At 58.9% G+C, this 25,229-nt stretch carries 20 protein-coding genes and 3 tRNA genes; 13 read left to right on the top strand and 10 right to left on the bottom strand.

Translation table 11 applies throughout. The features are described from left to right. Positions 1-195: 195 nt before the first annotated feature. The 3 genes from JHD62_RS16550 to JHD62_RS16560 all read right to left on the bottom strand — a co-directional run bounded on the left by JHD62_RS16550 (position 196) and on the right by JHD62_RS16560 (position 462). A tRNA-Asn gene (locus JHD62_RS16550) sits at positions 196-252 on the bottom strand. 26 nt (positions 253-278) lie between these two features. After that, positions 279-354 (bottom strand) — tRNA-Asn (locus JHD62_RS16555). Between the two features lie 32 nt (positions 355-386). Further along, positions 387-462: transfer RNA gene (locus tag JHD62_RS16560), tRNA-Asn, on the bottom strand. A gap of 226 nt (positions 463-688) precedes the next feature. Between JHD62_RS16560 and JHD62_RS16565 the strand changes: the two genes are divergently transcribed. The 3 genes from JHD62_RS16565 to JHD62_RS16575 all read left to right on the top strand — a co-directional run bounded on the left by JHD62_RS16565 (position 689) and on the right by JHD62_RS16575 (position 4,022). Continuing rightward, complete coding sequence (locus tag JHD62_RS16565) at positions 689-1,714, top strand: folate-binding protein YgfZ (RefSeq protein WP_199103828.1); 1,026 nt, start codon at positions 689-691, stop codon at positions 1,712-1,714. A 105-nt stretch (positions 1,715-1,819) separates the two neighbouring features. Further along, positions 1,820-2,128: an H-NS family nucleoid-associated regulatory protein gene (locus JHD62_RS16570; RefSeq protein WP_045845156.1), complete on the top strand. Its 309-nt coding sequence runs from the start codon at positions 1,820-1,822 to the stop codon at positions 2,126-2,128. Between the two features lie 175 nt (positions 2,129-2,303). After that, complete coding sequence (locus tag JHD62_RS16575) at positions 2,304-4,022, top strand: hypothetical protein (protein ID WP_199103829.1); 1,719 nt, start codon at positions 2,304-2,306, stop codon at positions 4,020-4,022. A 69-nt stretch (positions 4,023-4,091) separates the two neighbouring features. Here JHD62_RS16575 and JHD62_RS16580 read toward each other — a convergent pair whose 3' ends face one another. Further along, positions 4,092-5,219, bottom strand: a complete 1,128-nt coding sequence (locus tag JHD62_RS16580; RefSeq protein WP_199103830.1) for a M14-type cytosolic carboxypeptidase — start codon at positions 5,217-5,219, stop codon at positions 4,092-4,094. A 122-nt stretch (positions 5,220-5,341) separates the two neighbouring features. Next, positions 5,342-5,887 carry a phasin family protein gene (locus JHD62_RS16585; protein ID WP_045845153.1) on the bottom strand — a complete coding sequence of 182 codons (546 nt, stop codon included), beginning with the start codon at positions 5,885-5,887 and terminating at the stop codon, positions 5,342-5,344. A gap of 200 nt (positions 5,888-6,087) precedes the next feature. Here JHD62_RS16585 and phaR point away from each other — a divergent pair, with 200 nt between their 5' ends. Together phaR and JHD62_RS16595 are read left to right on the top strand one after the other, a co-directional pair. After that, a complete protein-coding gene (gene phaR, locus JHD62_RS16590) occupies positions 6,088-6,654 on the top strand; it encodes a polyhydroxyalkanoate synthesis repressor PhaR (protein WP_199103831.1) in 567 nt (188 codons plus the stop codon). A 41-nt stretch (positions 6,655-6,695) separates the two neighbouring features. Next, positions 6,696-7,490 (top strand): hypothetical protein, encoded by a 795-nt coding sequence (locus tag JHD62_RS16595; protein WP_199103832.1) that lies wholly within the window; start codon positions 6,696-6,698, stop codon positions 7,488-7,490. A gap of 86 nt (positions 7,491-7,576) precedes the next feature. Here the strand turns inward: JHD62_RS16595 and JHD62_RS16600 are convergent, their stop codons facing one another. The 3 genes from JHD62_RS16600 to JHD62_RS16610 all read right to left on the bottom strand — a co-directional run bounded on the left by JHD62_RS16600 (position 7,577) and on the right by JHD62_RS16610 (position 11,448). Continuing rightward, entirely contained in the window at positions 7,577-9,070 is a 1,494-nt protein-coding gene (locus JHD62_RS16600; protein WP_199103833.1) for a CoA-acylating methylmalonate-semialdehyde dehydrogenase, read from the bottom strand. Between the two features lie 46 nt (positions 9,071-9,116). Further along, complete coding sequence (locus JHD62_RS16605) at positions 9,117-10,457, bottom strand: aspartate aminotransferase family protein (protein WP_199103834.1); 1,341 nt, start codon at positions 10,455-10,457, stop codon at positions 9,117-9,119. 118 nt (positions 10,458-10,575) lie between these two features. Further along, complete coding sequence (locus JHD62_RS16610) at positions 10,576-11,448, bottom strand: AraC family transcriptional regulator (RefSeq protein ID WP_199103835.1); 873 nt, start codon at positions 11,446-11,448, stop codon at positions 10,576-10,578. 118 nt (positions 11,449-11,566) lie between these two features. On the opposite strand from JHD62_RS16610, the gene JHD62_RS16615 reads away from it, so the two are divergent. From JHD62_RS16615 to rimO, 3 genes are all read left to right on the top strand, one after another. Then, complete coding sequence (locus tag JHD62_RS16615; protein WP_199103836.1) at positions 11,567-11,992, top strand: organic hydroperoxide resistance protein; 426 nt, start codon at positions 11,567-11,569, stop codon at positions 11,990-11,992. Between the two features lie 300 nt (positions 11,993-12,292). Continuing rightward, a complete protein-coding gene (locus JHD62_RS16620) occupies positions 12,293-12,688 on the top strand; it encodes a hypothetical protein (RefSeq protein ID WP_199103837.1) in 396 nt (131 codons plus the stop codon). Between the two features lie 123 nt (positions 12,689-12,811). Continuing rightward, positions 12,812-14,128: a 30S ribosomal protein S12 methylthiotransferase RimO gene (rimO, locus tag JHD62_RS16625; RefSeq protein WP_199103838.1), complete on the top strand. Its 1,317-nt coding sequence runs from the start codon at positions 12,812-12,814 to the stop codon at positions 14,126-14,128. Between the two features lie 68 nt (positions 14,129-14,196). On the opposite strand, the gene JHD62_RS16630 is transcribed toward rimO, so the two are convergent. Further along, complete coding sequence (locus JHD62_RS16630) at positions 14,197-15,558, bottom strand: ATP-binding protein (protein ID WP_199103839.1); 1,362 nt, start codon at positions 15,556-15,558, stop codon at positions 14,197-14,199. A gap of 904 nt (positions 15,559-16,462) precedes the next feature. Here JHD62_RS16630 and JHD62_RS16635 point away from each other — a divergent pair. The 5 genes from JHD62_RS16635 to JHD62_RS16655 all read left to right on the top strand — a co-directional run bounded on the left by JHD62_RS16635 (position 16,463) and on the right by JHD62_RS16655 (position 23,743). Then, complete coding sequence (locus tag JHD62_RS16635) at positions 16,463-19,456, top strand: hypothetical protein (RefSeq protein ID WP_199103840.1); 2,994 nt, start codon at positions 16,463-16,465, stop codon at positions 19,454-19,456. Beyond that, a complete protein-coding gene (gene pgaB / locus JHD62_RS16640) occupies positions 19,453-21,414 on the top strand; it encodes a poly-beta-1,6-N-acetyl-D-glucosamine N-deacetylase PgaB (protein ID WP_199103841.1) in 1,962 nt (653 codons plus the stop codon). The genes JHD62_RS16635 and pgaB overlap by 4 nt, the downstream gene beginning before the upstream one ends. A 12-nt stretch (positions 21,415-21,426) precedes the next feature. Continuing rightward, entirely contained in the window at positions 21,427-22,680 is a 1,254-nt protein-coding gene (gene pgaC, locus JHD62_RS16645) for a poly-beta-1,6-N-acetyl-D-glucosamine synthase (RefSeq protein ID WP_199103842.1), read from the top strand. After that, on the top strand, positions 22,670-23,113 hold the full coding sequence (gene pgaD / locus JHD62_RS16650; protein ID WP_199103843.1) for a poly-beta-1,6-N-acetyl-D-glucosamine biosynthesis protein PgaD: 444 nt from the start codon (positions 22,670-22,672) through the stop codon (positions 23,111-23,113). The genes pgaC and pgaD overlap by 11 nt, the downstream gene beginning before the upstream one ends. A 138-nt stretch (positions 23,114-23,251) precedes the next feature. Next, entirely contained in the window at positions 23,252-23,743 is a 492-nt protein-coding gene (locus JHD62_RS16655; protein ID WP_199103844.1) for a DinB family protein, read from the top strand. A gap of 6 nt (positions 23,744-23,749) precedes the next feature. Here JHD62_RS16655 and JHD62_RS16660 read toward each other — a convergent pair. Further along, positions 23,750-25,229: nickel-dependent hydrogenase large subunit (locus tag JHD62_RS16660; RefSeq protein WP_233161017.1), on the bottom strand; the 1,480-nt coding region annotated here is incomplete at its 5' end.

Consider the following 25,229-nt stretch of genomic DNA (forward strand, 5'->3'; position numbering starts at 1 on the left):
CCCCCCCCCCCCCCCCCCCCCCCCCCCCCCCCCCCCCCCCCCCCCCCCCCCCCCCCCCCCCCCCCCCCCCCCCCCCCCCCCCCCCCCCCCCCCCCCCCCCCCCCCCCCCCCCCCCCCCCCCCCCCTCCCCCCCCCCCCCCCCCCCCGACACCAACACATCTTACTGTTCGTCGGCAGCGTCAGATGTGTATAAGAGACAGGCTCGAACCTGCGACCTGCGGATTAACAGTCCGTCGCTCTACCGACTGAGCTATCAGGGAATTGAATGCATTGCTGGGTGGCTCCCCGAGCAGGGCTCGAACCTGCGACCTGCGGATTAACAGTCCGTCGCTCTACCGACTGAGCTATCAGGGAATAACCGGGCAATGCTGATCAATGGTGTCTTGTGGCTCCCCGAGCAGGGCTCGAACCTGCGACCTGCGGATTAACAGTCCGTCGCTCTACCGACTGAGCTATCAGGGAACATCAAGAGAGTGCGAACTATACCGATGAGAGCCAGGCCTGTCAACGGTTTGGCCGTCGAATATTACACATTCCATACGGCTTGTTGCTTGCCGTTGGCTAAGTGTATGAAGGCAAAAGAATATCCTGCTGACCAGTGATGTTGCCAAGCATGAGGCTGGCAGAACAGGGCTGGAAAAAGTAGAATTCCTGACTAATTTGGTGTGCTAATTACAGGTGTCGCAAGATGAACAAGTCGTGGCAAGTTTGGGTAGATGAGAATCACGGGTGTGTTGGCCAGGATGGCCTGCTGCAATTTCCGGATTTATTCGGGCAGGTTGCTGCGGTCCGCTCAGGCAATGCACTGGCAGTACTGGATGGTTTCGCCCTGATCCGTCTGGAAGGCGAAGATGCCGAATCCTTCCTGCAAGGACAATTGTCCGGTGATATTCGTGAGGTAGGCGAAGAGGCACGCTTCACCACCTATTCCACGGCCAAAGGACGCATGCTGGCCAGTTTCCTGGCCTGGCAGCTGCAAGGCAGCTATTACCTGATGGTTTCTGCGGATATTTGCCAAGCCATTGCCAAACGTCTGACCATGTTTGTCATGCGCTCCAAGGTCAAGGTTACCGTGCTCAATGGCGCTGATGCCTGTTTGCTCGGTGTACGCGGTACGCAATTGGATGCCGTCATTGCGCAGTATCATGCGAAACCGGCAGCCGGACCGCTTGCCGTGCAGGAACAAAATGGTGATGTGGCCATTACATTGCCAGGTGGTGGTTTCATTCTTAATTTGACGCCTGATTCGCCATTGGCAGCACAGCTTGTAGCCGAAAAAGCAACAGCAGTATCGTCACAAGCCTGGGGTATCCGGGATATAGACGCGGGCATTGCCTGGGTGACACTGGCAACGCAAGAGCAATTTGTTCCACAAATGGCGAATATGGATTTGATTGGTGCTGTCAGCTTCAAGAAGGGTTGTTATCCGGGGCAGGAAATCGTTGCGCGTACCCAATATCTGGGCAAAGTAAAACGGCGTTTATTCAAGGCAAGCCTGGCAGTTGGCGCGCGAGCCGGCGACAAGCTATTCAGTCCGGAACTGCCGGAACAATCAATTGGTATGGTTGCTGCAGTTTGTCCGGTGAATGAAGTGCAGCAAGAAGCGCTAGTGGTTGTGCAGACAGTTTGCTGGGAGAAGGGGATTTATCTGGAAGCCGAATACCAGCATCGCCTGGAATGTCTGACACTGCCTTATCCTATTCAGGATGAATAAATACTTGCTTTGTTTACAGAAATTTAGCACTTCTGCCTTGACGTTTCTGTCTGCTTTTGGCTAAATTGAAATTGTTGTGGTCAAACTGAATAATAAGGGCGGAAAATGGACATTAGCACTCTGAGTTTTACCGAGCTGGTTGCTTTGAAAAGCGACGTTGAAAATGAAATCAAGCGTCGCGAATCGGAAGAAAAAACCAAAGCCAAAAAGCAGATCATCGAACTGGCCAAGGCTTATGGTCTGAGCGTTGAAGAAGTGCTGGGCAAAGTAGGTGGCGCCGTGCGCAAGCCGGTTGAAGCCAAGTACCGTCACCCGGAAAATGCCGAACTGACCTGGACTGGCCGCGGTCGCAAGCCGGTATGGGTACAGGAGCTGCTGACTGCTGGCAAAACGCTTGAAGATCTGGCCATCTGATGTAACATGGCCTGCCAAGTGCCTGTTCCAAAGCGCCTGCATGGGCGCTTTTTGTTTTTGCATGCAAGTTCTTCTTGCCCAATCGGCTCCGTGTATAAATACTGATAACAATCTACACCGCAACGGCAGTCTATCTTGCGGCTTCCCGTTACCTTGATCGCCCGAAAGCTACGACATGTTGGACTTTTTCTCCCGAGGCACCAAGAGCAAGTCAGATCCGTTGGCCAATGCTGCCGCTGCCAAGGCTTATGCCGATGCACTCAAGCAGGAATACGGCGCGGCTGCTCACGAGAAAATGACCGAGATGCTGGCCGAGGTGAATGCCCAATCAAGCCGGGTGACGGCCGATTTACTGGATGCGGTGTTGACGCTCAATCTGGAAATACAGCCACTGCACGATAATCTGTGTACACAGTATTTCCTCAACTCCCGCATGCCCAAGGTATTAGAAGGGCAGCTGCGCGCCCAGATACTGTCTTTTGGCAAGGAATTGCTGGATTTTTACCAGCGCGCACTGTCATTTGATGTCGATGTCCAGCAGGAGGAACGCCTGCGTGCCATGCTGCCTTTGGTGCTGGTGCGCATGATGCATTATTTTGGCGAATTCGCCCGCTGGCAGTATTTGCGGCATTTCAGTCCTGATGATGTGTTCTGGTTAAATGTAAATCAGCTGTACCGTTTCGCTGAGAAAATGCGGGTTGATTCCACTCCCGTTTTTCTATTCGGCGAGGAAAGTCCGGGTACGACAGTACAGGATCAGTATCTGATCATGCTGATGTTGTCCTTACTCAGTAGCGGTAATCTCACCCAGCGACAATTCAATTTTTCCTATCATATTCTTTGCCTGGTCTCCAATCGCATGTCGCTGCACCCTGAATATGCAGAGGATGCCAGTTTTGCGGTTGTGCTGAATGAGGCAAAGCCCGCCATGCGCCCATTGGGGGATATGGCTGGCGACGCTGCGCGTTACTGGTCGACGGCAGACATGGTGGAAATCATCCATGGCTGGGCAACCGTGATGGAAGGTGGCCGTTTGCCGCCCGAGCTCAAGCCCCTGATCGAACCCGGTATCGATGCAGGCCTGCTGCGCATGTTGTGCCGTGAATGGGCTGCGCAACCGGTACGCTTTGAGCGGGCAGAGCGCACGGCGGTGACCAATCGCAATCTTGAGGTAGCGCACCGTCTGTCTTTGTTGCATCGCCTGATTCGCCAGCCGGATGAAGCCAGTCAGGTGCAAACCCGTCAGGCTGACACCGACAGTTTTGACGACGCGGCAAATATCCGCATTTACGGTTTTGTCACCAGTCGCAAACGTGATCGCAGCACGCTGGCACTGGCGCCGCTGTCCGGCGAAGCTGCCGTACCTGCAGCACAGGCACGTGACGAGTTCTTGCGCTGGACGGTGGATAATGTCAGCCAGACAGGCCTTGGCGTCACCCTGGATGCGCTGGGAAATGAATGGGTCAGCCTGGGCGGCCTGGTGGGTTATCGCGATGTGGACAGCAACAACTGGAGCCTGGGCCTGATCCGCCGCGTCAAGCGTGCCAATCAGCGCGAGCGCATTTACCTGGGCCTGGAGACGCTCTCCAGCCGTCCGGTTGCAGCGTCCCTTCGTCCGGTGGACAGCAAGTTGATCGACCCCACTTTGCCGCAGGAAATGGTGTGGTTGTCCGGTCACATTTCCTTGTTTGTTCCTTTTGATCGTGGTGGACGGCGCATCAACGCACTGATCATGCCGATTTCTTGCTATACCCTTGGCAAGCAATACTATATGACGGCCCGCGGCAAGCATTTCCAGATTGCCTTGGGCAAGGTGCTGGAAAAGGGGAGTGACTGGTGTCTGGCCGAAATCGAACTGGTGAAGGCACTGGAAAAGCTGCCAATCGTCATGTAATGCCTGTCTTGCTGGACCACAATAAAAAAGCCGGAGATTGTCTCCGGCTTTTTTGTTACTCAGGCGCGGTCAGCGCAGTTCGTTAATCACCGCGTAAATGGGGGTGAGGACGGCCTCGCCCATGCGCAGGCTGCGTTGACCATTCCAGCCGTAGTCGTCGTCAGGCAGGTTGGCATTGTCCTTGAACGGCATTTCCAGGGTAAAGGCGAGGCACTTGAAGTTTTCCCCTACCCAGTTGGTGGCCAGGCTGAGGTTGGCGCTGCCCGGGGCATCCTTTTCGTAACCCACTTCATCCTGGAAGTCGGGGTTGGCCACCATCAGGTAGTGTTTGAACTTTTCTTCCAGCTGGCGGATGGTATCCGTATAAGAGGGCACGCCTTCAGTACCGGCGACGAACACATAAGGCAGCGACTCGTCGCCGTGAATGTCCAGGAACAGGTCAACGCCGGTTTCCAGCATCTTGTTGCGCACCAGTTGCACTTCCGGGCTCTTTTCCGCCGAAGGCTCCAGCCATTCGCGGTTGAGGTTGGCACCGGCGGCATTGGTACGCAGATTGCCCAGAATGGAACCGTCCGGGTTCATGTTGGGCACGACATAAAATGTTGCCTTGTCCAGCAGCGCGCGGGAGGTGGCATCCAGCGGGTCGAGCAGACGGTTGAGGAAACCTTCGACAAACCATTCCGCCATGGTTTCGCCCGGGTGCTGGCGGGCGGTGATCCAGATTTTCAGGTCGGATTCAACCTCGTGGCCGATGGTCAGCAGATTGATGTCACGGCCCTGCACGGTGAAGCCAAGATCGTGGATCTGGCACAGGCCCGAGCCTTGTGCCTGGCCCAGCAGGTTCAGGTGCTGCTCGTGCGAATAGGGTTCGAAGTAGGAGTAGTACACGCTGTTGGCCAGCGGCACGTGCTCTACAGTCATCACCTGGCCATCATACTGCGCCGGTACGCGGAACCAGTTGATGCGGTCGTAGGAGGCCATGAGCTGATAATTGGTCCAGCCTTCCGGGTAGGCGCACTCGCCGGCATTCAGAAAACGCAGGGTACAAGCCTGGTAGGCGGCACCTTGCAGGCGGAAATAGAACCACTGGGCAAAGTCCGCGGCATTGTCATGGGGGATCCGCAGCTGAATGTCGTCGAAACTCTCCATCGAAACGATTTCGATACTGCCTGCGTCAAAGTTGCTGCTGATTTTCATGCGTTGAACCTGTCGTCTTTGCCGGAACTCAAAGGAGGAATTGTAAACCCGCCGCGCTGGCTGTGCATCAGGCAATAGAAAAAACCCCGCCTTGGCGGGGTTTTGACTGGATATCAGCGTGCTCAGGCGCGCTTGGTAGCAGTTTTCACAGCGTCGGCAGTGGCGCTGCTGGCAGCCTTGATGCTGCTGTCGGTGAATTCGGCAACCTGTTGGGCAGCCTTGCTGAAGCTGTTAACGGCAGCGGCGGCAGCAGCCAGCGAAGTCTTGACGGCGTTCAGGGCATTGTCCGAACCTGCGGGTGCGTTTTTGGCGGCACCTTCCAGAGCGGTGATCAGGTTCTTGTTGAAGCTGCCCAGGTTTTCTTCTGCCAGTTTGGACAGTTCGCTTTGTGCAGCGGATACGATTTCGTAAACGTTGCGGGAGTTGGCAACTGCCTTGTCCACGGATTGGGTGGCCAGTTGGTTGATTTGCTTCAGGGCTTCCTGGGCATCAGTGGCGCCGGCCAGAGCCTTGGCAACCTTGACGTTTTCTTCCAGGGTTTGCTTGGAGGCTTCCAGGTTCAGCTTGACCAGGCGCTCGGCGCTGTCCAGGGAGATTTGCGCTACACGCAGGGCCGCTTCAAAGCCGGACAGGGAGACTTTGCTCAGTTGATCGTTAGTATTGAACATGTAATTACCCTCATCATTAGATTTCGTGGAAAAGACCGACAAGCTCTGTATTGATTGTATCTATTTTTATATTGCACTGCACAATGCAGGCGGAATGTAGCATGGTCCGTGCAAGGACGGTAGAAGTTTTGCTCTAGCTTGTTGTATTTATGATAAATTGCGGGTGCACAACACCAACGACAATAATCCGGGAGTGTTACATGAGTGTTGAAAAAAGGGTCATCAAGAAGTACCCGAACCGTCGCCTGTATGACACGGCGACCAGTTCCTACATCACTTTGGGAGACGTAAAGCAACTGGTGCTCGAGAACGTGGATATCCAGGTTGTCGACGCCAAGACGCAGGATGACATCACCCGCAGCGTGCTGCTGCAAATCATCCTGGAGGAAGAAAACGGCGGCATGCCCATGTTCAGCTATGAAGTGCTGACCCAGTTCATCCGCTTTTACGGTCAGGCCATGCAGGGCATGATGGGCCCGTTCCTGGAAAAGAACCTGCAACTGTTTGGTCAGATGCAGCAGAAATTGCAGGAGCAGACCCGTGCGCTGTACGGCGACAAGGCGGTGTTCAATTCCACCATGTGGGGGGAGTTCATGAAGCTGCAGGGCCCTGCCATGCAGAACGTGATGTCCAGCTACATGGAGCAGAGCACCGGCATGTTCCTGGAAATGCAGAACCGCATGCAAGAGCAAACCAAGCAGCTGTTCAGCGGCTTCGTTTTCCCCGGCTATGTACCGCCGGGCAAGGACGATACTGACAAGTCCTGATGTCAGCGTCCGTCACAACCCGCGTGAGTGCGGGTTTTTTTGTGTCTGCGTTCCTGCTGCTCACCGGCTGTGGTGGCCCTCGGGATTTGACGGAAGAGCAACTGGCCGAGCTGGTGCAGGATGTGTATGTGCGTGTGGCCGATCACCCGCTGGTGCTGCCACGCGTTGCTGTGGGTAGCTCGTATGCAGGGGGGCAGAGCTTTTCTCTGGGTACGGGTAAGGCAGAAGCTATCGCAGCCGATGCCGCGCGGCAGCGCCTGCGCGATGCCAGTGCACCTGCTGCCGCGCTGGAGCTGCCGCAGTTGCGCATCCGCATCAGGAATTATGGCTGGGAAGAGGACATTCCCCAGTCCCAGGTGTTTTGTAGCCAGTTGCGGCGGCAATGGTCGCGTGCACTGTGTAACAACGCCTCGCCGGCGCTGATACAGGCACTGCCAGTTAATGGATTCAGCCTGCTGGCCTGGCCGCTTGCGCCGGAGGCGCGTGCAAGCGTCTGGAGTGCGGATTGCCCGCCTGCCGGGCAGCCACTGCCGGATCTACCGGGCGACGGTCAGGCAAGCATACTGTGCCGGCTTGCAACTTCTAGCAAGGAAAGCCCGCTGTTTCACGCGGTGGTCCGTATTGATGGGGACTTGGCTGCCACCTGGGTGGTATGGCCTGAAGCGAAGACGGGTGAAACTGCGGCTGCCAAGGCGCAGCGTGAAGGGCAGGCAATGATTGCCCTGGTACAGCTGGGCATGGGGCCAGCGGAGGATTTCGCCCGCCTGCATCAACGCATGTGCCAATTGCGGCGACCGGCAGTGATTGATTCGTCGGATCGCCCGGATTGCCCATGACCGCGCTTTGCCGGGCCTGAATGACAACAGCCCCTGTCCACGTGGAGTGGGCAGGGGCTGTGTTGTTTCAGTCTGCTGTGCGGCTATTACAGGCTGGGGAAGGCAAACTGCGAAGCCTCGTGGCTGGCACGTTGCGGCCAGCGCTGGGTGATGGTCTTGCGCTTGGTGTAGAAGCGTACGCCATCCGGGCCGTAGGCGTGCAGGTCGCCAAACAGCGAACGCTTCCAGCCGCCAAAGCTGTGGTAGGCCACCGGTACCGGCAGCGGTACATTGACGCCCACCATGCCCACTTCGATTTCGTCGCAGAACAGGCGTGCTGCTTCGCCATCACGGGTGAACAGGCAGGTGCCGTTGCCGTATTCGTGGTCGTTGATCAGCTGCATGGCGTCTTCCAGGCTGTTCACCCGCACGATGCACAGCACCGGGCCGAAGATTTCTTCTTCATAAACCTTCATGCCGGGCTTGACGTGGTCGAACAGGGTGCCGCCGACGAAGAAGCCTTCTTCGCAGCCGGAAACCTTCAGGCCACGGCCATCCACCACCAGCGTTGCGCCTTGCTCCACGCCGCTGTCGATATAGCCCACCACCTTGTCACGTGCCGCACCGGTCACCAGCGGGCCCATGTCCAGACCGCAGGAGGTGCCGGCACCGATTTTCAGTTCGGCAATCTTGGGCTTGAGTTTTTCCACCAGCTTGTCGGCTACCTGGTCACCCACGGTCACCACCACGGAAATGGCCATGCAGCGCTCGCCGCAGGAGCCATAGGCCGCGCCCATCAGTGCATTGACGGTGTTGTCCAGATCGGCGTCCGGTAGCACCACGGCGTGGTTCTTGGCACCACCCAGCGCCTGTACGCGTTTGCCGCGTTTGTTGGCCTCGGTGTAGATGTATTCGGCAATCGGGGTGGAGCCGACAAAGCTGATGGCTTTCACTTCTGGTGCCTGGATCAGGCCATCAACGGCTTCCTTGTCACCGTTCACCACATTCAGCACGCCCTTGGGCAGGCCGGCTTCGTACAGCAGCTGGGCAATGTACAGGGTGGAGCTGGGGTCGCGCTCGGACGGCTTCAGGATGAAGCAGTTGCCGCAGGCAATGGCCAGCGGATACATCCACAGCGGCACCATGGCCGGGAAGTTGAACGGAGTGATACCGGCCACCACGCCCAGCGGCTGGAAGTCGCTCCAGCTGTCGATATTGGGGCCGACATTGCGGTTGTATTCACCCTTGAGCAGTTCCGGCACGCCGCAGGCGTATTCCACGTTTTCGATGCCGCGTTGCAGTTCGCCTACTGCGTCTTCCAGCGTCTTGCCGTGTTCTTCGCTGATCAGCTGGGCAATCTTGTCGCGGTTGGCTTCCAGCAGCTGCTTGAAGCGGAACATCACCTGAGCACGCTTTGCCGGCGGGGTTTTGCGCCATTCCGGGAAGGCAGCCTTGGCGCTGTCGATGGCTGCGCGCAGAATGGCCTGGTCGGCCAGGGCCACTTCGCGTACCGGCTTGCCGAGCGAGGGGTTGAAGACGGGGGTGCTGCGGCCTGTCTGCTGGACAAGCTCACCGTTGATCAGATGGGCGATGGTGCTCACGTTGGATTCTTTCTTGCTATGCACGGTATTGGTTTGAGTATCAGGCTCAGGCCAGATTGTTCAGTACGCTGCCCACGGCATCGAACAGGGTGTCGAGCTGTGCCGCGGTGGTGTTGAAGCTGGGGCCGAATTGCAGGGTGTCGCCGCCGAAACGCACGTAGAAACCAGCCTGCCACAGCTTGAGGCCTGCCTCGTAGGGGCGGATGGTGGCATCGCCGTCACGCGGGGCCAGCTGGATGGCACCGGCCAGGCCGCAGTTGCGGATGTCCACCACATGCTGGCTGCCCTTGAGCGCATGCAGCTTGTCCTCGAATACCGGGGCCAGTGCCAGCGATTGTTCGATCAGCTGTTCGCGCTTGAGTACTTCCAGCGTGGCCAGACCGGCAGCGCAGGCTACCGGATGACCGGAATAGGTGTAGCCATGGGTGAATTCAATGGCGTGCTGCGGCAGGTTCTGCTGCATGAAGGTGTTGTAGATTTCCTTCGAGGCAATCACCGCACCCAGCGGTACCGCGCCGTTGGTCACCTGCTTGGCGGTGTTCATGATGTCCGGGGTAACGCCGAAGTAGTCGGCACCGGTCCACTTGCCCATGCGGCCGTAGGCGGTGATGACTTCGTCGAAGATCAGCAGGATGTTGTTCTGGCTGCAGATTTCGCGCAGGCGTTGCAGGTAGCCCTTGGGCGGCACGATGACGCCAGCCGAACCGGACATGGGTTCGACGATGACGGCGGCAATATTGGACGCGTCGTGCAGTTCGATCAGCTTGAGCAGTTCGTTGGCCAGCTCCACGCCGCCGGTTTCGGCCATGCCACGGGTAAAGGCCATACCCGGTTGCAGTGTGTGCGGCAGGTGGTCGGCATCCATCAACTGGCCGTACAGCTTGCGGTTGCCACCAATGCCACCCAGTGCGGTGCCGCCGATGTTTACGCCGTGATAGCCACGGGCGCGGCCGATGAAGCGGGTTTTGCTGGGCTGGCCCTTCAGGCGCCAGTAAGCCTTGGCCATCTTGATGGCGGTATCGGCACACTCGGAGCCGGAACCGGTAAACAGCACGTGGTCGAGGCCATCCGGCATGATGCCGGCGATTTCCTCGGCCAGGCGGAAGGCCAGCGGGTGGCCGTACTGGAAGCCAGGGGCGTAGTCCAGTGTGCCCAGCTGACGCGCTACCGCTTCCTGGATTTCCTTGCGGTTATGACCGGCACCACAGGTCCACAGGCCGGACAGACTGTCGAAAATGCGGCGGCCCTTGTCATCGATGAAGTAATTGCCGTCAGCGGCCACGATGATGCGCGGGTCTTGCTTGAATGCACGGTTGGCAGAGAAAGGCATCCACTGTGCGTCGAGTTTCAGATCGCTGGGGGTGAAGACAGAATGCGGTGCAGACATGATGGCTCCTGGTGCCATGGTTGATGTGCACAGCATGCATCAAACAATAGGTGAGTTAAATTGAAAGTTATAAACGTAAAGGTGAGTTTTTTTGAACCTAATGCCTGCCACCGCTGGACTACTGATTGACGGGCTGGCCGTTAGTCAGGCTGGCGGGCTGCTGCGCCAGCCGCCACGCGCGCGGGGTCTGGCCGCAATGTGCCTTGAATGCCCGTGCCAGCGCGGCTTCGCTGCCATAACCCACCGCATCGGCAATCAGCTTTAATGCTTGTCCCCGGCGCAGCATTTGCTGGGCCAGGCTGATGCGCCAGCCTTGCAGGTAGGCCCCCGGCGTACTGCCCAGCGTACTGCGGAAACTATTGGCAAACACGCTGCGTGACATGCCGCAAAGTGCAGCCAGTGCGTCCAGCGTCCAGTCCTGCTGCGGTTGTTCATGGATGGCAACCAGGGCCCGGCGCAGCCTGGGATGGGACATGCCGGCCAGCATGCCGCCGCGGATGGCACCCGTTTCCATCAGATAGCGCAGCAGCTGGATGAAGACCGCCTCGAACAGGCGGTCCAGCAGGGCCTCACGGCCGCAGTAGTGGTTGAAGGCCTCGGTAAACAGCAGCTCCAGAATGGCTTGGGTGCCGGGAATGTCCTTCAGCGATACGCAGACCACATCCGGCAGTGCCCCGGCCAGCGGGTTGTCTGCACCGCCGTCGAATTGCAACTGGGCGCAGGCGAGGGTGGCACCGGCTTGCGGATCGCTGATAAAGCGGCGTGCCAGCGGGCGCGGGTAAAACAGCAGGCTGGGTTCGCCAATATGCAGCGCAGCCTGGCCGGGGTGTTCCACGGTCAGCTCACCGTGCTGCACCAGATGTAACTGCCCGCCGCTCTCTGGCGTGTCAAAGCGGGTCACCCCGCACAGGCTGCCGGAATGAAACAGGCGCGCACGCACCGGGAAGTGATGCAGCAAGGCGTCCAGCCTGTCGGTACAGGTATCCAGCACTTTGCGACTCCTGATCAATTTATCAATACTTTTTGTAGCATATCGTATTGGCAAGCGCGGTAAAGTGGTTTCTGCCAAACGGCTTGAACCCCCACTCATGCAATACAAGGAATCCACCATGTCCATTGAAAAAGTTCTCTACCGCGCCAATGCCACTGCCACCGGTGGCCGTGAAGGCAGTGCCGAATCGTCTGATGCTGCCTTGAAGGTGCAATTGTCTACCCCGCGCGAACTGGGGGGTGCCGGTGGCCCGGGTACCAATCCGGAGCAGCTGTTCGCCGCTGGTTACTCGGCCTGCTTTCTGGGTGCGCTGAAATTTGTGGCGATGCAAGACAAGGTGGCCTTGCCTGCCACCACCACGGTGAATGCTACCGTGGGCATCGGCCCGATTCCGACCGGCTTTGGTATTGAAGTGGATCTGCAGATCAGCATTCCCGGTGTGGATGCGGCCAAGGCGCAAGCGCTGGTGGACAAGGCGCACATTGTCTGCCCGTACTCCAATGCCACCCGCGGCAATATCGACGTGCGCTTGCAGCTGGTGTAAGCCGACGTCTGATTTACTGCATCACGAAAACCCCCGCCTTGCCGGGGGTTTTGCATTTGCCTGCCATGAGGCATGTCCTTGGCCTATGCCGGATATGTATTGCAAGGCCAATACCGGCCTGACTTGTCATGCTTTGGCTGGTCTTTACACTTGTTGACAGAATCATGATCAAAATTAACGATAATTAATAAACAAAACAATAAGATAGGAAGCTGTCAACAGGGTGTCTGCGCATGCCAGACAAACAGAAGCGTGAAGATGGACCACAAGCAAGCACCAGCACCACAAATACAATTCGACATGATGGCTCTCAGCCGCTGGCAGATCCGTCTGCTGCGGATGATGATTCCGCTTGTATTGCTATTGATCCTCATCCTGCCACCGTCCATCATGCCGACCCTGCTGCCCACGGGCTGGCTGGTGCTGGCACCAGTCACGCTGGGTATCCTGCTGTCCATGTTTCTGTGGTCGGGTTGTGGTTTTTTGCTCTGGGCCTTGTTCCGTGGCTGTGCCATGGCCAGTGCAGAGCAACAGCAGGAGCTGCAGCGGCTGTTTGCGGATTACCCGGAACTGCATGCCTATCGCGAACGGGTAGCTGCGCTGGGGCGTGGTTTTACCGTGGGCGAACATGAAACCCTGATGGCCTGGCCAGCCATGAAGGCAGCGATTGCTGACGATCTGGATTCGGCCGTCTGAAAGGTTGTGGCGACCATCCGGCAGCCAGTTGCCTACGGCAGGGTGTTTTGACGGAAGCTGCATGGGTATGCACTGGCAAATCGCTGTATAATCTGGCGTTTTTCATTTTTTGCACTACGCCACATGTCCAAAGCTCCTCGTATCGGTATGGTTTCCCTCGGCTGTCCCAAGGCCCAGAGTGATTCCGAACACATTCTTACCCGCCTGCGCGCGGAGGGTTATGAAATTTCCTCCTCCTATGACGGGGCTGACCTGGTGGTGGTCAACACCTGTGGTTTCATCGATTCGGCGGTGACTGAATCGCTGGATGCCATTGGCGAAGCGCTGAATGAAAACGGCAAGGTGATTGTCACCGGCTGTCTGGGTGCCAAGGATGGCGTGGTACAGAACGCCCACCCGTCGGTACTGGCCGTCACCGGCCCGCACGCTACCGACGAAGTGATGGATGCGGTACACAACTACCTGCCCAAGCCGCACGACCCCTTTGTCGATCTGGTGCCTGATATCGGCATTCGCCTGACACCCAAGCATTACGCCTATCTGAAGATTTCCGAAGGCTGTAATCACCGCTGCACCTTTTGCATCATCCCGTCCATGCGCGGCGATCTGGAAAGCCGTCCGGTACACGATGTACTGCGTGAAGCGGCCAATCTGGCCCGCGCCGGGGTGAAGGAGCTGCTGGTGATTTCGCAGGACACCTCGGCCTATGGCGTGGATGTCAAATACAAGCTTGGCTTCCATGACGGCCACCCGGTGAAAACCCGCATGACCGAGTTGTGCGAGGAGCTGGGCAAGCACGGCATCTGGGTTCGCCTGCACTATGTTTACCCCTACCCGCATGTGGATGAAGTGATTCCGCTGATGCGCGACGGCAAGATCCTGCCTTACCTGGATATCCCGTTCCAGCATGCCAGCCAGAAAGTGCTGAAGCTGATGAAGCGTCCGGCCAACAGCGACAATGTGCTGGCGCGCATCAAGAAATGGCGCGAGATCTGCCCGCAGCTGGTGATCCGTTCCACTTTCATTGTCGGCTTCCCCGGCGAAACCGAAGAAGACTTCGAAGAACTGCTGCAATTCCTGCGTGAAGCCCAGCTGGACCGCGTGGGCTGTTTCACCTATTCCGCAGTCGAAGGCGCCACCGCCAACGACTTGCCGGATCAGGTGCCGGAAGACGTGAAAGAGGCGCGCAAGGAGCGCTTCATGGAAGTACAGGCCGAAATCAGCGCCCGCAAGCTGGAAGCCCGTATCGGCCAGCGTCTGACCGTGCTGGTGGATGAAATCGACGACGAAGGCACCGCCATCTGCCGCAGCTATGCCGATGCGCCGGAAATCGACGGCCTGGTGTTTGTGGAAGATGCCACCGGTCTTGCAGCCGGCCAGTTTGTCGAGGTGGACATTGTCGATTGCAGCGAGCACGACCTGTGGGGCGAGCGCGTCTGACTCTGTGTTGCGGATGACAAGTTGAACAAACGGCGTTCCTGCGGGAACGCCGTTTTTGTTGCTGCAGCCTAGTCCTTGAACGCGGGCAGGCTCAGCGTGAAGCAGGCACCGCCATCCGGGTGATTGTCGGCGCTCAGTTGGCCGCCATGACGTTCGACAATGCCATAGCTGATGGACAAGCCAAGCCCGGTGCCCTTGCCGATGGGCTTGGTGGTGAAGAAGGGGTCGAAGATCAGCGGCAAGGCTTCCTCGCTGATGCCGCTGCCATTGTCGTGCAGTTGCAGTTCCACGCTGTGTGCCTGACGGGTGATGCTCAGCTCCAGCCTGGGCTTCATGGTTTTTTCGATGGCATCAAACGCATTCTGGATCAGGTTCACCAGTACCTGTTGCAACTGGTTGGCCGAACCGCACACCCAGGCCGGGCTGTCGAGCCCGATATTGATGACCTCCACCCGGAATGGTGCGGCACGGCTTACCCAGTGCAGCGCGCGCTGGGTAAGGTCGGCCAGATCCACCCGTTGCCGGGTATTTTCTTCCACCGCAGAAAAGCGTTTCAAAGCATCCACGATATGGCCGCTGCGCTCGGCTCCTTCCATCAGCCCCTCGCTGAGCGAGGGCAGGTCGGCAATCAGCCGGTCGATTTTCAGCTCGATACGCAATGCCTGGTTTTCCGGGCTCAGGTCGTGCGCATGAATGGCGTTCAGGTAACGGGTGAGCTTGGTGGCATAGCGCTGCATGGCGTGGGCATTGCCCAGTACAAAGCTGATGGGATTGTTGAGTTCGTGCGCCACGCCAGCCACCAGCCGGCCGAGCGAAGCCATTTTCTCCGCCTGCACCAGCTGCGCCTGGGCGGATTTCAGCGCCTGATGCGCTGCCTGCAGCTGGGCATAGGCACGCTTGAGTTCGCCGACCGGCCTCCCCACCGCCACAAAGCCGCTATAGCGCCCTTCACCATCGTATAGCGGGCTGACATTCCAGGTAACCGGAACCGGTTCTCCCTGCTGGCGGGGCAGGGCGATTTCCACATCCTGCACATCGCTGCGCCCGGCTGCCAGCAGGCTGGCAATCTGTTGCCGGGCCTGGCTGTCCTGCACCAGTTCGGTCAGATCGCAGCCGACCAGTGCACTTTCTGACCGGCCGGTCAGCTGCAACATGGCTCGGTTGACCTGACGCACCTTGCCAACGGTATCGCACACGATCAGCACGTCTGTCATCGCCGCCAGTACACCCTCGGTGAAGTGATGGGCCTCGGCCAGCTCGCGGTGCTTGGTCTCCAGCGTTTCCTGTGAGGCCACCAGTTCGCTGTACACCTCATCCATGCGCTGGATGACATCTATCCAGGCTGATTCGGCCAGTTCCTGTCCGGCTGCAGCAATGCTGTCGTCCGGCAGGCTGACTGGCGCATGCAGGGCATGGTGCGATACGGGCATGACGGCGGTTTCCTGTAAGGGGTGGTGGTTTCATCCGATGGATTGTCCGGCAGGCATGTATGCCGGGCGAAAGCGGCAGCCTGGCGGTCCGGCTGTACTGATTTTATGCCGGGAGCCAGCGGCCCGGCATTTTTCTTTTGTGGCTTTCCCTGGTGCCCATGCTTTTGTCCTTGTTTTGGCGGGGGCGCTTGCTTGTGATGCCCCTGAGTGCGCCTGCTGGCAATGCATTGACGGGTTGGCAGCGTTGAGCTTGCTTCGAATAATGACAATTTGAATATGGTTATTGATTGCAAAATGCTGCAATTAAATGAAATACCATGGCTGAAACAGGTAAATAACTAGTCGTAAAAGACTAGTGATAACTGAAAAGACTATTTGATGTGACTTGTCTGGCAGTTAAACTTTTTCATGTGGAAATAATTTAAACGATTAACTTTAAAATAACGGTTAAAAATAAAAGCTTTTTATAGTAATAACAAAATATTGAAAAAATACGTAAATTGTCACGGATTTGCTATACTTGCAGCCTAATATTCAGCGCCACATCAGTAAAAACCACAGGTAATCCATTGCCTGATGTAGGCTCACTCGCTTGGTCCTTTCGCCTGAATGGAATAAAGATATCCGCTTGAGCGGATTAAATTCTTGTCCATTACTGTCCTTTTCTTCTCCGTTTTGGAGACATGGATGACGTTGTTTTATTGGGAGTTAATCAATAAAACAGCTGCACAAACCAGTAATGACAAATGGTTATATGTTTTTGAAATTGAATGATATTGGACTTTTATGGTGAGCCGTAACGGGTTTGCCATTGTGCGTGCTGTTGTTGTGCGCTTTCCGTGCCGGCCATGGCAGGGCCGTGCCGGATGTTCTTGCCTTACAAACAAACCAGACTGAAACCGCTATGCGAAAACTAGTCTTGGCCATCAGCATGGCCTTTGGCGCATTGGCTGCCTCGGGGGAGGCTGCGCCGCTCTGGAAGAGCAAGGCCTATGATGCAGCCATCATCCAGGCACGGCAGGGCAATACCCGGCCTGCGTTGCAAATGCTGGAGCAGGAGGCGGGCAAAGGCCCGCTGGCAGAACCCTTGCTCAACGACTACATCACCTTGCTGTGCTGGGACCAGCAGTACGCCAAGGCCATCAAGGCAAGCCAGGGCAGGGAGGATCAGCTGCATGCCGATACCCTGCGATTGCTGGCAGCCAGTTTGCGAGGCCGCAAGGAATTCGCCAATGCCAGTCGTTTGTATGGCCTGGCCAGCGTCCGTGGGGGCGATATCAGCAGCAGCATCCAGCAGGCCATGAGTACGGCCGAGGGCGGCGACATTACCCGTGCGCTGGACATCCTGAACCAGACCAATCCGGTGTCGCACGCAGATGGACTGGAGCTGACCCGGGCCAGGGCCTATGTGCTGATGTTGCATGGCGATCAGGCCCGCTCGCTGGATTACATCCAGGACAATCTGCAACGCTACCCGGCCGACCCGGTACTGATGGCCTTGAAGCAGGATGTGCTCACCCGGCTGGGTTTGCCTGACTTGGACGGCAAAGGCGGTGCAGAACTGAGCGAGCAGGACAAACAGCAGATTCTGAAAGTCTCCACCATCGAGTTGAAAGGCGCTGGCGACTTCACCACCGAAACCTACAAGCGGCTGATTCCGGCAGCATCCTTCTTCAATAACTACGTGGTGCTGCTAAGCCAGAAAAACCACCTGGACAGCGCGCTGGACATTGCTGCGAAGAACCCTGCCTTGCTGACGCGCAAAACCCTGGCCGTGCTGCAGCAAGCCAGCGACAGCCAGGGCAAACCGGCACAGCGCGAGCAGGTGCGGCAGTGGATCAGCCAGTACTACGGCATTGATGGCGATGATGCCGGAACGCTGGTGGATAGCAGCGAAGTCGCTCCGGTCAGCCCGGAGCTGGCTGAAGTCCGCGCCCACGCCGATGCCCTGCGTCGTGAGGGCGCCTACGCACAGGCGCTGGTGTACTTGAGCCGCTGGCAGGCCCGCTATGCCGACGACCCGGTACTCAACGCCCAGTACCGCAGCGTGCTGGCCAGCCTGCAAATGCTGGATGCCCAGCAAGTCCTGCTGGATCGCCCGGCACTACCGGGCCAGGACCCGCACTGGTCGCTGGACCAACAACGTGGTCTGCAAGCCATCGAATGGGCACAGGTGCGTGCCGACCTGGATGAAATCCGCGAGATGCAGCAGATGCTGGACCAGGCACTGGAGCAGAATGCCCGCTGGCTGAATGCCCCCGGCCTTACCCCGGCCATGCAAGCCAGAACCATTGATGTACGCCTGCAATTATTGCAGCGTCGCGGTCGGCCGGAAGATGCCGTCCAGCTGTTCGAACAGCATCCGCAAGCGGCCTATACCGGCAGTGCTTACGGCGCGGTGGCTGCGTCTTATCTGGTACTGAAGCAACCGGAGAAAGCCGCCGGCCTGTTTGGCAAAGCCCTGGACAAGGTGCGGCGCGACGACCCCAAGGCCGAGTGGCAAGTGGGCCTGGCCTATGCCCAGCTGGAATCCGGCCAGTACAAGGCGGCCAGCCAGACCATGGCTGATGCGCTGCGCACCACGCCGCGCAGCAGTGCCGACCCGCTGACCGGTAATCAGCGCTTCAACCCGGATTACCTGTCGCTGGCCTATCACCAGGCCATGATCACCGCCTTTCTGGGTGATGTGAAAGGTGCACAGCAGCAAATGGACAGCCTGCTGGACCTGGCGCCATTTGCCGCGCAAACCCGCATCGGCATGTCGCAGATTGCCCTGTTGCTGGAGTCGCCCACCACCACCAAGGCCATGCTCAAGCGCCTGGCCGTGGACGATGGCCCGGAGAAAAACTGGGACGTGATGGTGGGGCAGGTGGAGGCCGACCTGGCGCGGCAGGACTTCCAGCAAGCGCGACGACTGCTGGATGAACTGGAAACCATGCCGGTGGACTCGGCCGAGAGCCGGCTCAAGCTGACCGAGCAGCAAGAGCAATACCGCGCCTTGATGGGGCCGGAGCTGGTGGTGGAGGCCGGGCACGACCTGGGCAGCAGCCAGGGCACCAGCATGCACAATGCCTATGACAGCCAGACCCGGCTGTACAGCGCCACCTACAACAATCTGCGCATATTTGCCCAGCACCAGTTCCAGACCGCCGACTTTACCTCTACCACTGGTGTCGGTACCGACAAGGTGCGCTTTGAAACGGCCGGGCTGGGCCTGCAATACCGCAGCCAGTACGGCACCGGTGAAATCGGCGGTTTCAGCCAGCTGGATGGCCACGCCATGCAGGGCGGTTTTGCCGGTTTTGACTGGACGGTGAACGACAACTGGCTGCTGGGCCTGCGCTACGAGAAAAACAGCATGGCCACGCCGCTGGAAGCACGCCAGAGCGGGGTGTACGCCAACCGCCTGCTGGGCAAGCTGGAGTACAAGCGTGACGACCTCACCACGGTGGAATTTGAAGCCTCGCAAATGGACTTCACCGACACCAACCGGCGCCAGGGCTTTGCGCTGACCGTGAACCAGACCCTGATCAAGGGGCCGATCTATCAGCTCAACGGCATTCTGGAAGCCAGCACCAATCACAACGACGTGCTGGACACGGCCAACTACTACAGCCCGCACCGCGACCTGGATACCAGCATCACCCTGATGAATGACATCACGCTATGGCGCTATTACGACAACAGCTTCCATCAGCGCATCGGCATCAGCGGCGGGCGCTATTACGAAACGGCCTTCGGCAGCAAGAACACCTGGGCCTACACCATCGAACAAGTCTGGGATTTCAAAAAAGGAGGGGAGATCCGTTACGGCTTCTCGCGGTCCATGCACCCCTATGACGGGGTATCGGACGGTAGCAACCGCATCTATCTCTTCCTGGACTGGAAAATCAAATGAAAAACCTGATCCGCATTCTGCTGCTGGTACTGGGCATGTTGCTATCGCTGCATGCCGGGGCCAGTTCCGCCAACTCCAAACTGATCATCCTGTGCTACCACGAAGTGGCTGAAGATGCCTTGTCGCTGTCCGACCCGTATGCGGTGGATGTGCAGCTGTTATCCAAACAACTGGCCTGGATGAAAGGGCAGGGTTACCACTTTGTCAGCGTGGATGACATCCTGGCCGACCGCAACGGCACGCGTCCCTTGCCGGAAAAAGCCGTATTGCTGAGCTTTGACGACGGTTACCAGAGCATGTACAGCAAGGTTTTCCCCATTCTCAAGCAGTTCAAGGCCCCGGCCGTGGTGGCGCTGGTGGGTTCCTGGCTGGTGCCGCGGGACGATCAGGAAGTGCAATACGGCGACATCTGGGTGCCGCGCAGCCGTTTTCTCAGCTGGGATGAAATCAGGGAAATGAAAGCCAGCGGGCTGATTGAAATTGCCAGCCATTCCTACGCCATGCACAAGGGGGTGATGGCCAATCCGCAAGGCGGCTCCGAACCGGCTTATACCAGCCCCAGCTGGAGCGAGGGCAAGTACGAAAGCTACGACGCCTACCTGGCCCGCGCTGCGGCAGACATGAAAAAGAACAGCGACTACCTGGCAGAAAAACTGGGCGAGCGTCCGCGCGTGATGGTGTGGCCGTATGGTGCCTACAACTTCCGCGTGACCAGGCTGGCGGGTGAGCTGGGCATGCCCATCACCATGAGCCTGGACGATGGCATCAACACCGGCAAGACACCACTGGAAGCCATGCGCCGCGTGCTGATGGATGCGCGTACCAGGATTCCGGAGCTGGCTTTCCAGTTTCACCAGCTGGAGAAGTTTCCCGACGGTGTGCGACCGGAATCCAGCCGCATCATGCATGTGGACCTGGACTACATCTACGACCCCAACCCCGCCCAGCAGGACAAGAATATCGACGCCTTGCTGGATAGGGTGAAAGCCATGGGTGTGAGCACGGTCTACCTGCAGGCCTTTGCCGACCCCAAGGGCACTGGCGAAGCCGAGGCGCTGTATTTCCCCAACCGTTACCTGCCAATGCGCGCCGACCTGTTCAACCGCGTGGCCTGGTCGCTGGATACCCGCTGCGATGTGAAGGTGTATGCCTGGATGCCGCTGCTGGCTTTCAAGCTGCCGGACAGCAACCCGGTAGCCGGCAAGCTGGTGCTGGCCGCCTCGCGTGACGGTTCGCCACCGCAGGTGAAAGGCTATCGCCGCCTGTCGCCGTATTCGGCCGAGGCCCGTGCCACCATCCGCGGCATTTACGAAGACCTGGCACGCGGCGCTCACTTTCATGGCCTGCTGTTCCATGACGACGCCACCCTGTCCGACGATGAAGACGTCAGCGCCGACGCCCAGGCCTGGTATCAGCAGCAGGGCCTGCCGCTGAACCCGGCCGAGGCACGCAAGGACCCGGCCACCCTGGCACGCTGGACCAGCGAAAAAATCAAGCGGCTGGATGACTTCAGCCTGGAACTGGCCGAACTGGTGAAAACCTACGAACCGGCGCTCAAGGTAGCCCGCAATTACTACGCCCCGGTAGTGCTCAACCCGGCCTCGGAAACCTGGTTTGCCCAGTCTTACCGCAGCGGTTTGCAGAACTACGACTACGTTGCGGTGATGGCCATGCCTTATATGGAGAAGGCCGAGCAGCCCAGGCAATGGATGCAGGCGCTACTGAAGGACGTGAAGGACATTCCGGGCGCGCTGGACAAGACTGTGTTCGAACTGCAAGCCACCAACTGGCGCACCAATCAGCCGGTACCGGCCGAAGAGCTGGTGGATACGGTGAATACCCTGCACGAGCAAGGTGCCCGCCACTTTGCCTACTACCCGGATGACCAGTTCAAGGACCAGCCCAAGCTGTCGGTCATCCGGCGGGTGTTTTCCATGAAATCCAATCCGGCCGAATAAGGGGAGACCACGATGAGCACATTGATTGCAGTGATTCTGGCCTTCGCCTTCTACTACCCGCTGTTCATGGCCTGGTTGTGGATGCAGGGCGCAGTGTTTTACTACTGGCATTACGAGCGCAAGGACCCGCCGGTCTCCCAGCCGCCAGTGCTGGATTACCCGCCGGTTTCGGTCATCATCCCGTGCTACAACGAGGGGCAGAATGCGCGGGAAACCATCGCCGCCGCGCTGGCGCTGGATTATCCGGATTTTGAAGTCATTGCCGTCAACGACGGCAGTACCGACGACACCGGCAGCATCCTGAATGAACTGGCGGCCAGCAACCCGCGCCTGAGGGTGATTCACCAGTCACCCAATCAGGGCAAGGCGGTTGGGCTGAACACCGCACTGGCTTTTTCGCGCAACGAATACCTGCTGTGCATTGATGGCGATGCGGTGCTGGACCCTTATTCCGCCAAATGGCTGCTGCGCCATTTCATCAGCTCGCCGCGCGTGGCGGCTGTCACCGGGAACCCGCGCATCCGCAACCGCACCACGCTGCTGGGGCGGCTGCAAGTGGGGGAATTCACTGCCATCATCGGCCTGATCAAGCGCGCCCAGCGTGCCTATGGCCGCCTGTTCACGGTATCGGGTGTCATTACGGCGTTTCGCAAGTCGGCAGTGATAGAAGCGGGCATGTGGAGCGAGGACATGCTGACCGAGGATATCGACATCAGCTGGAAGCTGCAGCACAAACACTGGGCCGTGCGTTTCGAACCGCATGCGCTGGTGTGGATCCTGATGCCGGAAACCCTCAAGGGCCTGCTCAAGCAGCGGGTGCGCTGGGCCAAGGGCGGCACGCAGGCGCTGATGCGCAATGCCTGGGTGTTCACCAGCTGGCGGCACCGTTACATGTGGCCCATCTATCTGGAGTATTTCCTCAGCGTGGTGTGGTCGTACAGCATGGCCTTCGTTATTTGCTACTGGCTGGCGTCCTTGCTGTTGCCAGGCATGCTGCAACCCATTTCCAGCCCCTTCCTGCCGGGCTGGTACGGCCTGCTGCTGGGCTATACCTGCCTCACCCAGTTTGCCGTGAGCAAGGCCATCGACAGCCAGTACGACAAGGGGCTGGGCAGGAATTACTACTGGATGATCTGGTATCCGCTGGCGTACTGGCTGCTTAATGTGCTGACTTCGGTGTACGCCTTTCCTCAAGCTGTCATCAGAAAGAAAGGGACCCGGGCCCGCTGGACCAGTCCCGATCGGGGAGTTCATTATGGAAAATAGTGCCGACAAGCTGATTATCGAAGCGCCGCACCTGCTGTCGCCGCCGCAGCGCTTCCTGTCCTGGTTCCTCACCACGCTGGGCTGGCTGGTCTGGTGCTATCTGTGGCTGCCAGCATGGCAGTGGTGCTGGAATGTCCTGCAAACCGGCGAGCTGTCCGACACTGCAAGCCGTACAAGCGGGCTGACCACCTTGGGCGTTTACACCCTGATCGGCATCACGCTTGGCACCGCTCTGGTGGTATGGGCCATGTCCAGTTACTACAAGTACAAGGGGGTGGACCGCCGCAAACCGCGCGGTAATGCCAGACCGCAAGATGTCGCCCGGCAGCTGGGCATTCCGCTGGAGGTGCTGCTGGCGGGCAAGGACAAGCAGGTCATGGTGGTACACCATCTGACAGATGGAGGCATTGCCCGCGTGGAAGCCTTGGGCTGAGTGCTTTTCCTGTGCATCTGCAACCCCGTCAGGCCTGACAAGGCCGGGCGGGGTTTTTTGATGGCAGCGCGGGCTTGCGGATGCCGCACGCGCAGTCGCATGGCATGATATGGCATTCACCATCACCGGACTCACACCATGTTTGCCCATGCTTTTGCCTACAAACAGTGGGCCGACCAGCGCACCTTGCATGCCATCGCCACGCTGGATGCCACCCTTCAGTCAGCCACTATGGGGTTTGTCTGCCAGCAGCTCAATCACATGCTGATAGTGGAAGAGTTGTTCCGCGCCCGCTTGCTGGGCCTGCCTGCACCGCATGCGGCTACCAATAGCGCGCAACTGCCTGAACTGGCCGAGCTGGAGCGCCGTCTGCTGGCGTCCGACGCCTGGTTTGCCAGCCATGTTTCCGGCATGGAGCCGGACCGTGCGGCTGAAATCATCCGTTTTGTGTTTGCCGATGGCCAGACAGGTAGCATGAGCCAGGAGGAAATCCTGTTTCACATCCTTAATCACGGTACCTATCACCGTGGTGCCATTGGTCATGCGCTGGAGCAGGCCGGGGCACAGCGGCCGGCGGATACCTACACGCTGTATATCCATGCGGTCGAACCCCAGCGCCGCTGGGGTTGAAGCGGCTTAGTGCGTGGTACACACCTGACAGGGGTCGAAGCTGCGCACGATATGCTGCACCTGCAAGGCTTGCGGGTCGCTGGCTTCCACGCCTTCCAGCGCCTTTTCCAGCGGACCGGGCAGGCCCTGGCTGTCGCGCGGCGAGAAATTCCATGTAGTCGGCGCGATGATCTGATAACGGCTGATGCGCCCGGCATCCAGTGCCACCCAGTGCCCCAGCATGCCGCGTGCCGCCTCGGTCAGGCCGATGGCCTGGCTGTGTTGTGGCTGGGTGGGGGTGGCCAGCTGGAACGCGTCGTCCAGTTGCAATGCCGCCAGCCATTGTTCCATCTGCGGCACGATGCGTGCCACTTCGGTAAGGCGTGCCACCACCCGGCTCAGTACATTGCCACCATGTTCTGCCACCAGGGCAAGCAGCAGCGGCTCGCCACGCAGCAGGCCGCGCGCCAGTGCGCCGGTTTCGGCGGCGGCACCGGCAATGCGCGGGGCCTTGCTCCAGCTGTAGCCTTCGGCCTTGTCCGGCAGCGGTACCGTGTCGTTATGCAAGGGCGTTGCCGAACCCTCGCCAGCCAGCCAACTGCTGTGGTTGTCCTCGCTGATGTCGTCCAGTTCCAGCGGCAGGCGGCTGCCGTCCTGCCATACGCCGGCCGGGCTCCAGCAGCCATCTGGTGCGGTATAGGCGTCGGCGGCAATGAAGCGGTCGTAGCTGCGGCCTAACTGGTGCAGTTTCAGGTTGTCGGCAATGTGCAGAAAACAGGCAAAGTCGGCCTTGGGGGCTTTCTCGCGGTATTGCGCCAGTGCCTTTGCCGAGTCCAGTTCTGCGATGGCTTCCAGTGGCAGGCCGAAGGTGTGCTGTTCCAGATAACGGCGGAAAGTGCGCAACCATTGCTGCAAGCGCACCCGTTCTGCCGCACTTACCACCTTGGTGACGCCGCCTGGTTGCAGGCACAGCGTGTGCGGCCAGTGGCCGGCCAGGCTGCCCATGAAACGCATCAGGATGGCGCGTGCCTCCAGCATGGGGGCGACGCTACTGCCGCGCTGGGCCTGGAAGCGGGCGAGGGTGTCCGCATGCCAGGGCCGGGACTGGTAGTCGGCGCGGGCAAAATCCGGCATGAAGAACAAATAAAAATGGCTGAGGTGGTCGGCAATGTTTTCCACCGCATGGATGAGATTGCGCACATGCAGGCCATTGGCTGGCGGCGTAATGCCATACAGCGCGGACAGCGCATTGGCAGCCGCCACCGATTGCGATACCGAACAGATGCCGCAGATGCGCGGCACGATGGCCAGCGCGTCCAGCGGCTCGCGGCCCAGCAATATCCGTTCGAAACCGCGAAACAGCGGGGCGGTGACGCGGACGGCGCTGACCTTGCCATCGGCAAAGTCCAGCGTGATGTTCAGATCGCCCTCGACACGGTTGAAGGGGCCAAGAATGCGGCGGCTCATGCTTTGTTCTTTTTCGGCAGGGAGGGTGGCACGGTCAGGC

The sequence above is a fragment of the Aquitalea sp. ASV11 genome, from assembly GCF_016429185.1.
In the GTDB taxonomy this organism is placed as follows: domain Bacteria; phylum Pseudomonadota; class Gammaproteobacteria; order Burkholderiales; family Chromobacteriaceae; genus Aquitalea; species Aquitalea pelogenes.

Coding starts and splice junctions, on each gene's coding strand:
- JHD62_RS16565 (WP_199103828.1), top strand. CDS start 689: ATGAACAAGTCGTGGCAAGTTTGGGTAGATGAGAATCACGGGTGTGTT.
- JHD62_RS16570 (WP_045845156.1), top strand. CDS start 1,820: ATGGACATTAGCACTCTGAGTTTTACCGAGCTGGTTGCTTTGAAAAGC.
- JHD62_RS16575 (WP_199103829.1), top strand. CDS start 2,304: ATGTTGGACTTTTTCTCCCGAGGCACCAAGAGCAAGTCAGATCCGTTG.
- JHD62_RS16580 (WP_199103830.1), bottom strand. CDS start 5,219: ATGAAAATCAGCAGCAACTTTGACGCAGGCAGTATCGAAATCGTTTCG.
- JHD62_RS16585 (WP_045845153.1), bottom strand. CDS start 5,887: ATGTTCAATACTAACGATCAACTGAGCAAAGTCTCCCTGTCCGGCTTT.
- phaR (WP_199103831.1), top strand. CDS start 6,088: ATGAGTGTTGAAAAAAGGGTCATCAAGAAGTACCCGAACCGTCGCCTG.
- JHD62_RS16605 (WP_199103834.1), bottom strand. CDS start 10,457: ATGTCTGCACCGCATTCTGTCTTCACCCCCAGCGATCTGAAACTCGAC.
- JHD62_RS16615 (WP_199103836.1), top strand. CDS start 11,567: ATGTCCATTGAAAAAGTTCTCTACCGCGCCAATGCCACTGCCACCGGT.
- JHD62_RS16620 (WP_199103837.1), top strand. CDS start 12,293: ATGATGGCTCTCAGCCGCTGGCAGATCCGTCTGCTGCGGATGATGATT.
- rimO (WP_199103838.1), top strand. CDS start 12,812: ATGTCCAAAGCTCCTCGTATCGGTATGGTTTCCCTCGGCTGTCCCAAG.
- JHD62_RS16630 (WP_199103839.1), bottom strand. CDS start 15,558: ATGCCCGTATCGCACCATGCCCTGCATGCGCCAGTCAGCCTGCCGGAC.
- JHD62_RS16635 (WP_199103840.1), top strand. CDS start 16,463: ATGCGAAAACTAGTCTTGGCCATCAGCATGGCCTTTGGCGCATTGGCT.
- pgaB (WP_199103841.1), top strand. CDS start 19,453: ATGAAAAACCTGATCCGCATTCTGCTGCTGGTACTGGGCATGTTGCTA.
- pgaC (WP_199103842.1), top strand. CDS start 21,427: ATGAGCACATTGATTGCAGTGATTCTGGCCTTCGCCTTCTACTACCCG.
- pgaD (WP_199103843.1), top strand. CDS start 22,670: ATGGAAAATAGTGCCGACAAGCTGATTATCGAAGCGCCGCACCTGCTG.
- JHD62_RS16655 (WP_199103844.1), top strand. CDS start 23,252: ATGTTTGCCCATGCTTTTGCCTACAAACAGTGGGCCGACCAGCGCACC.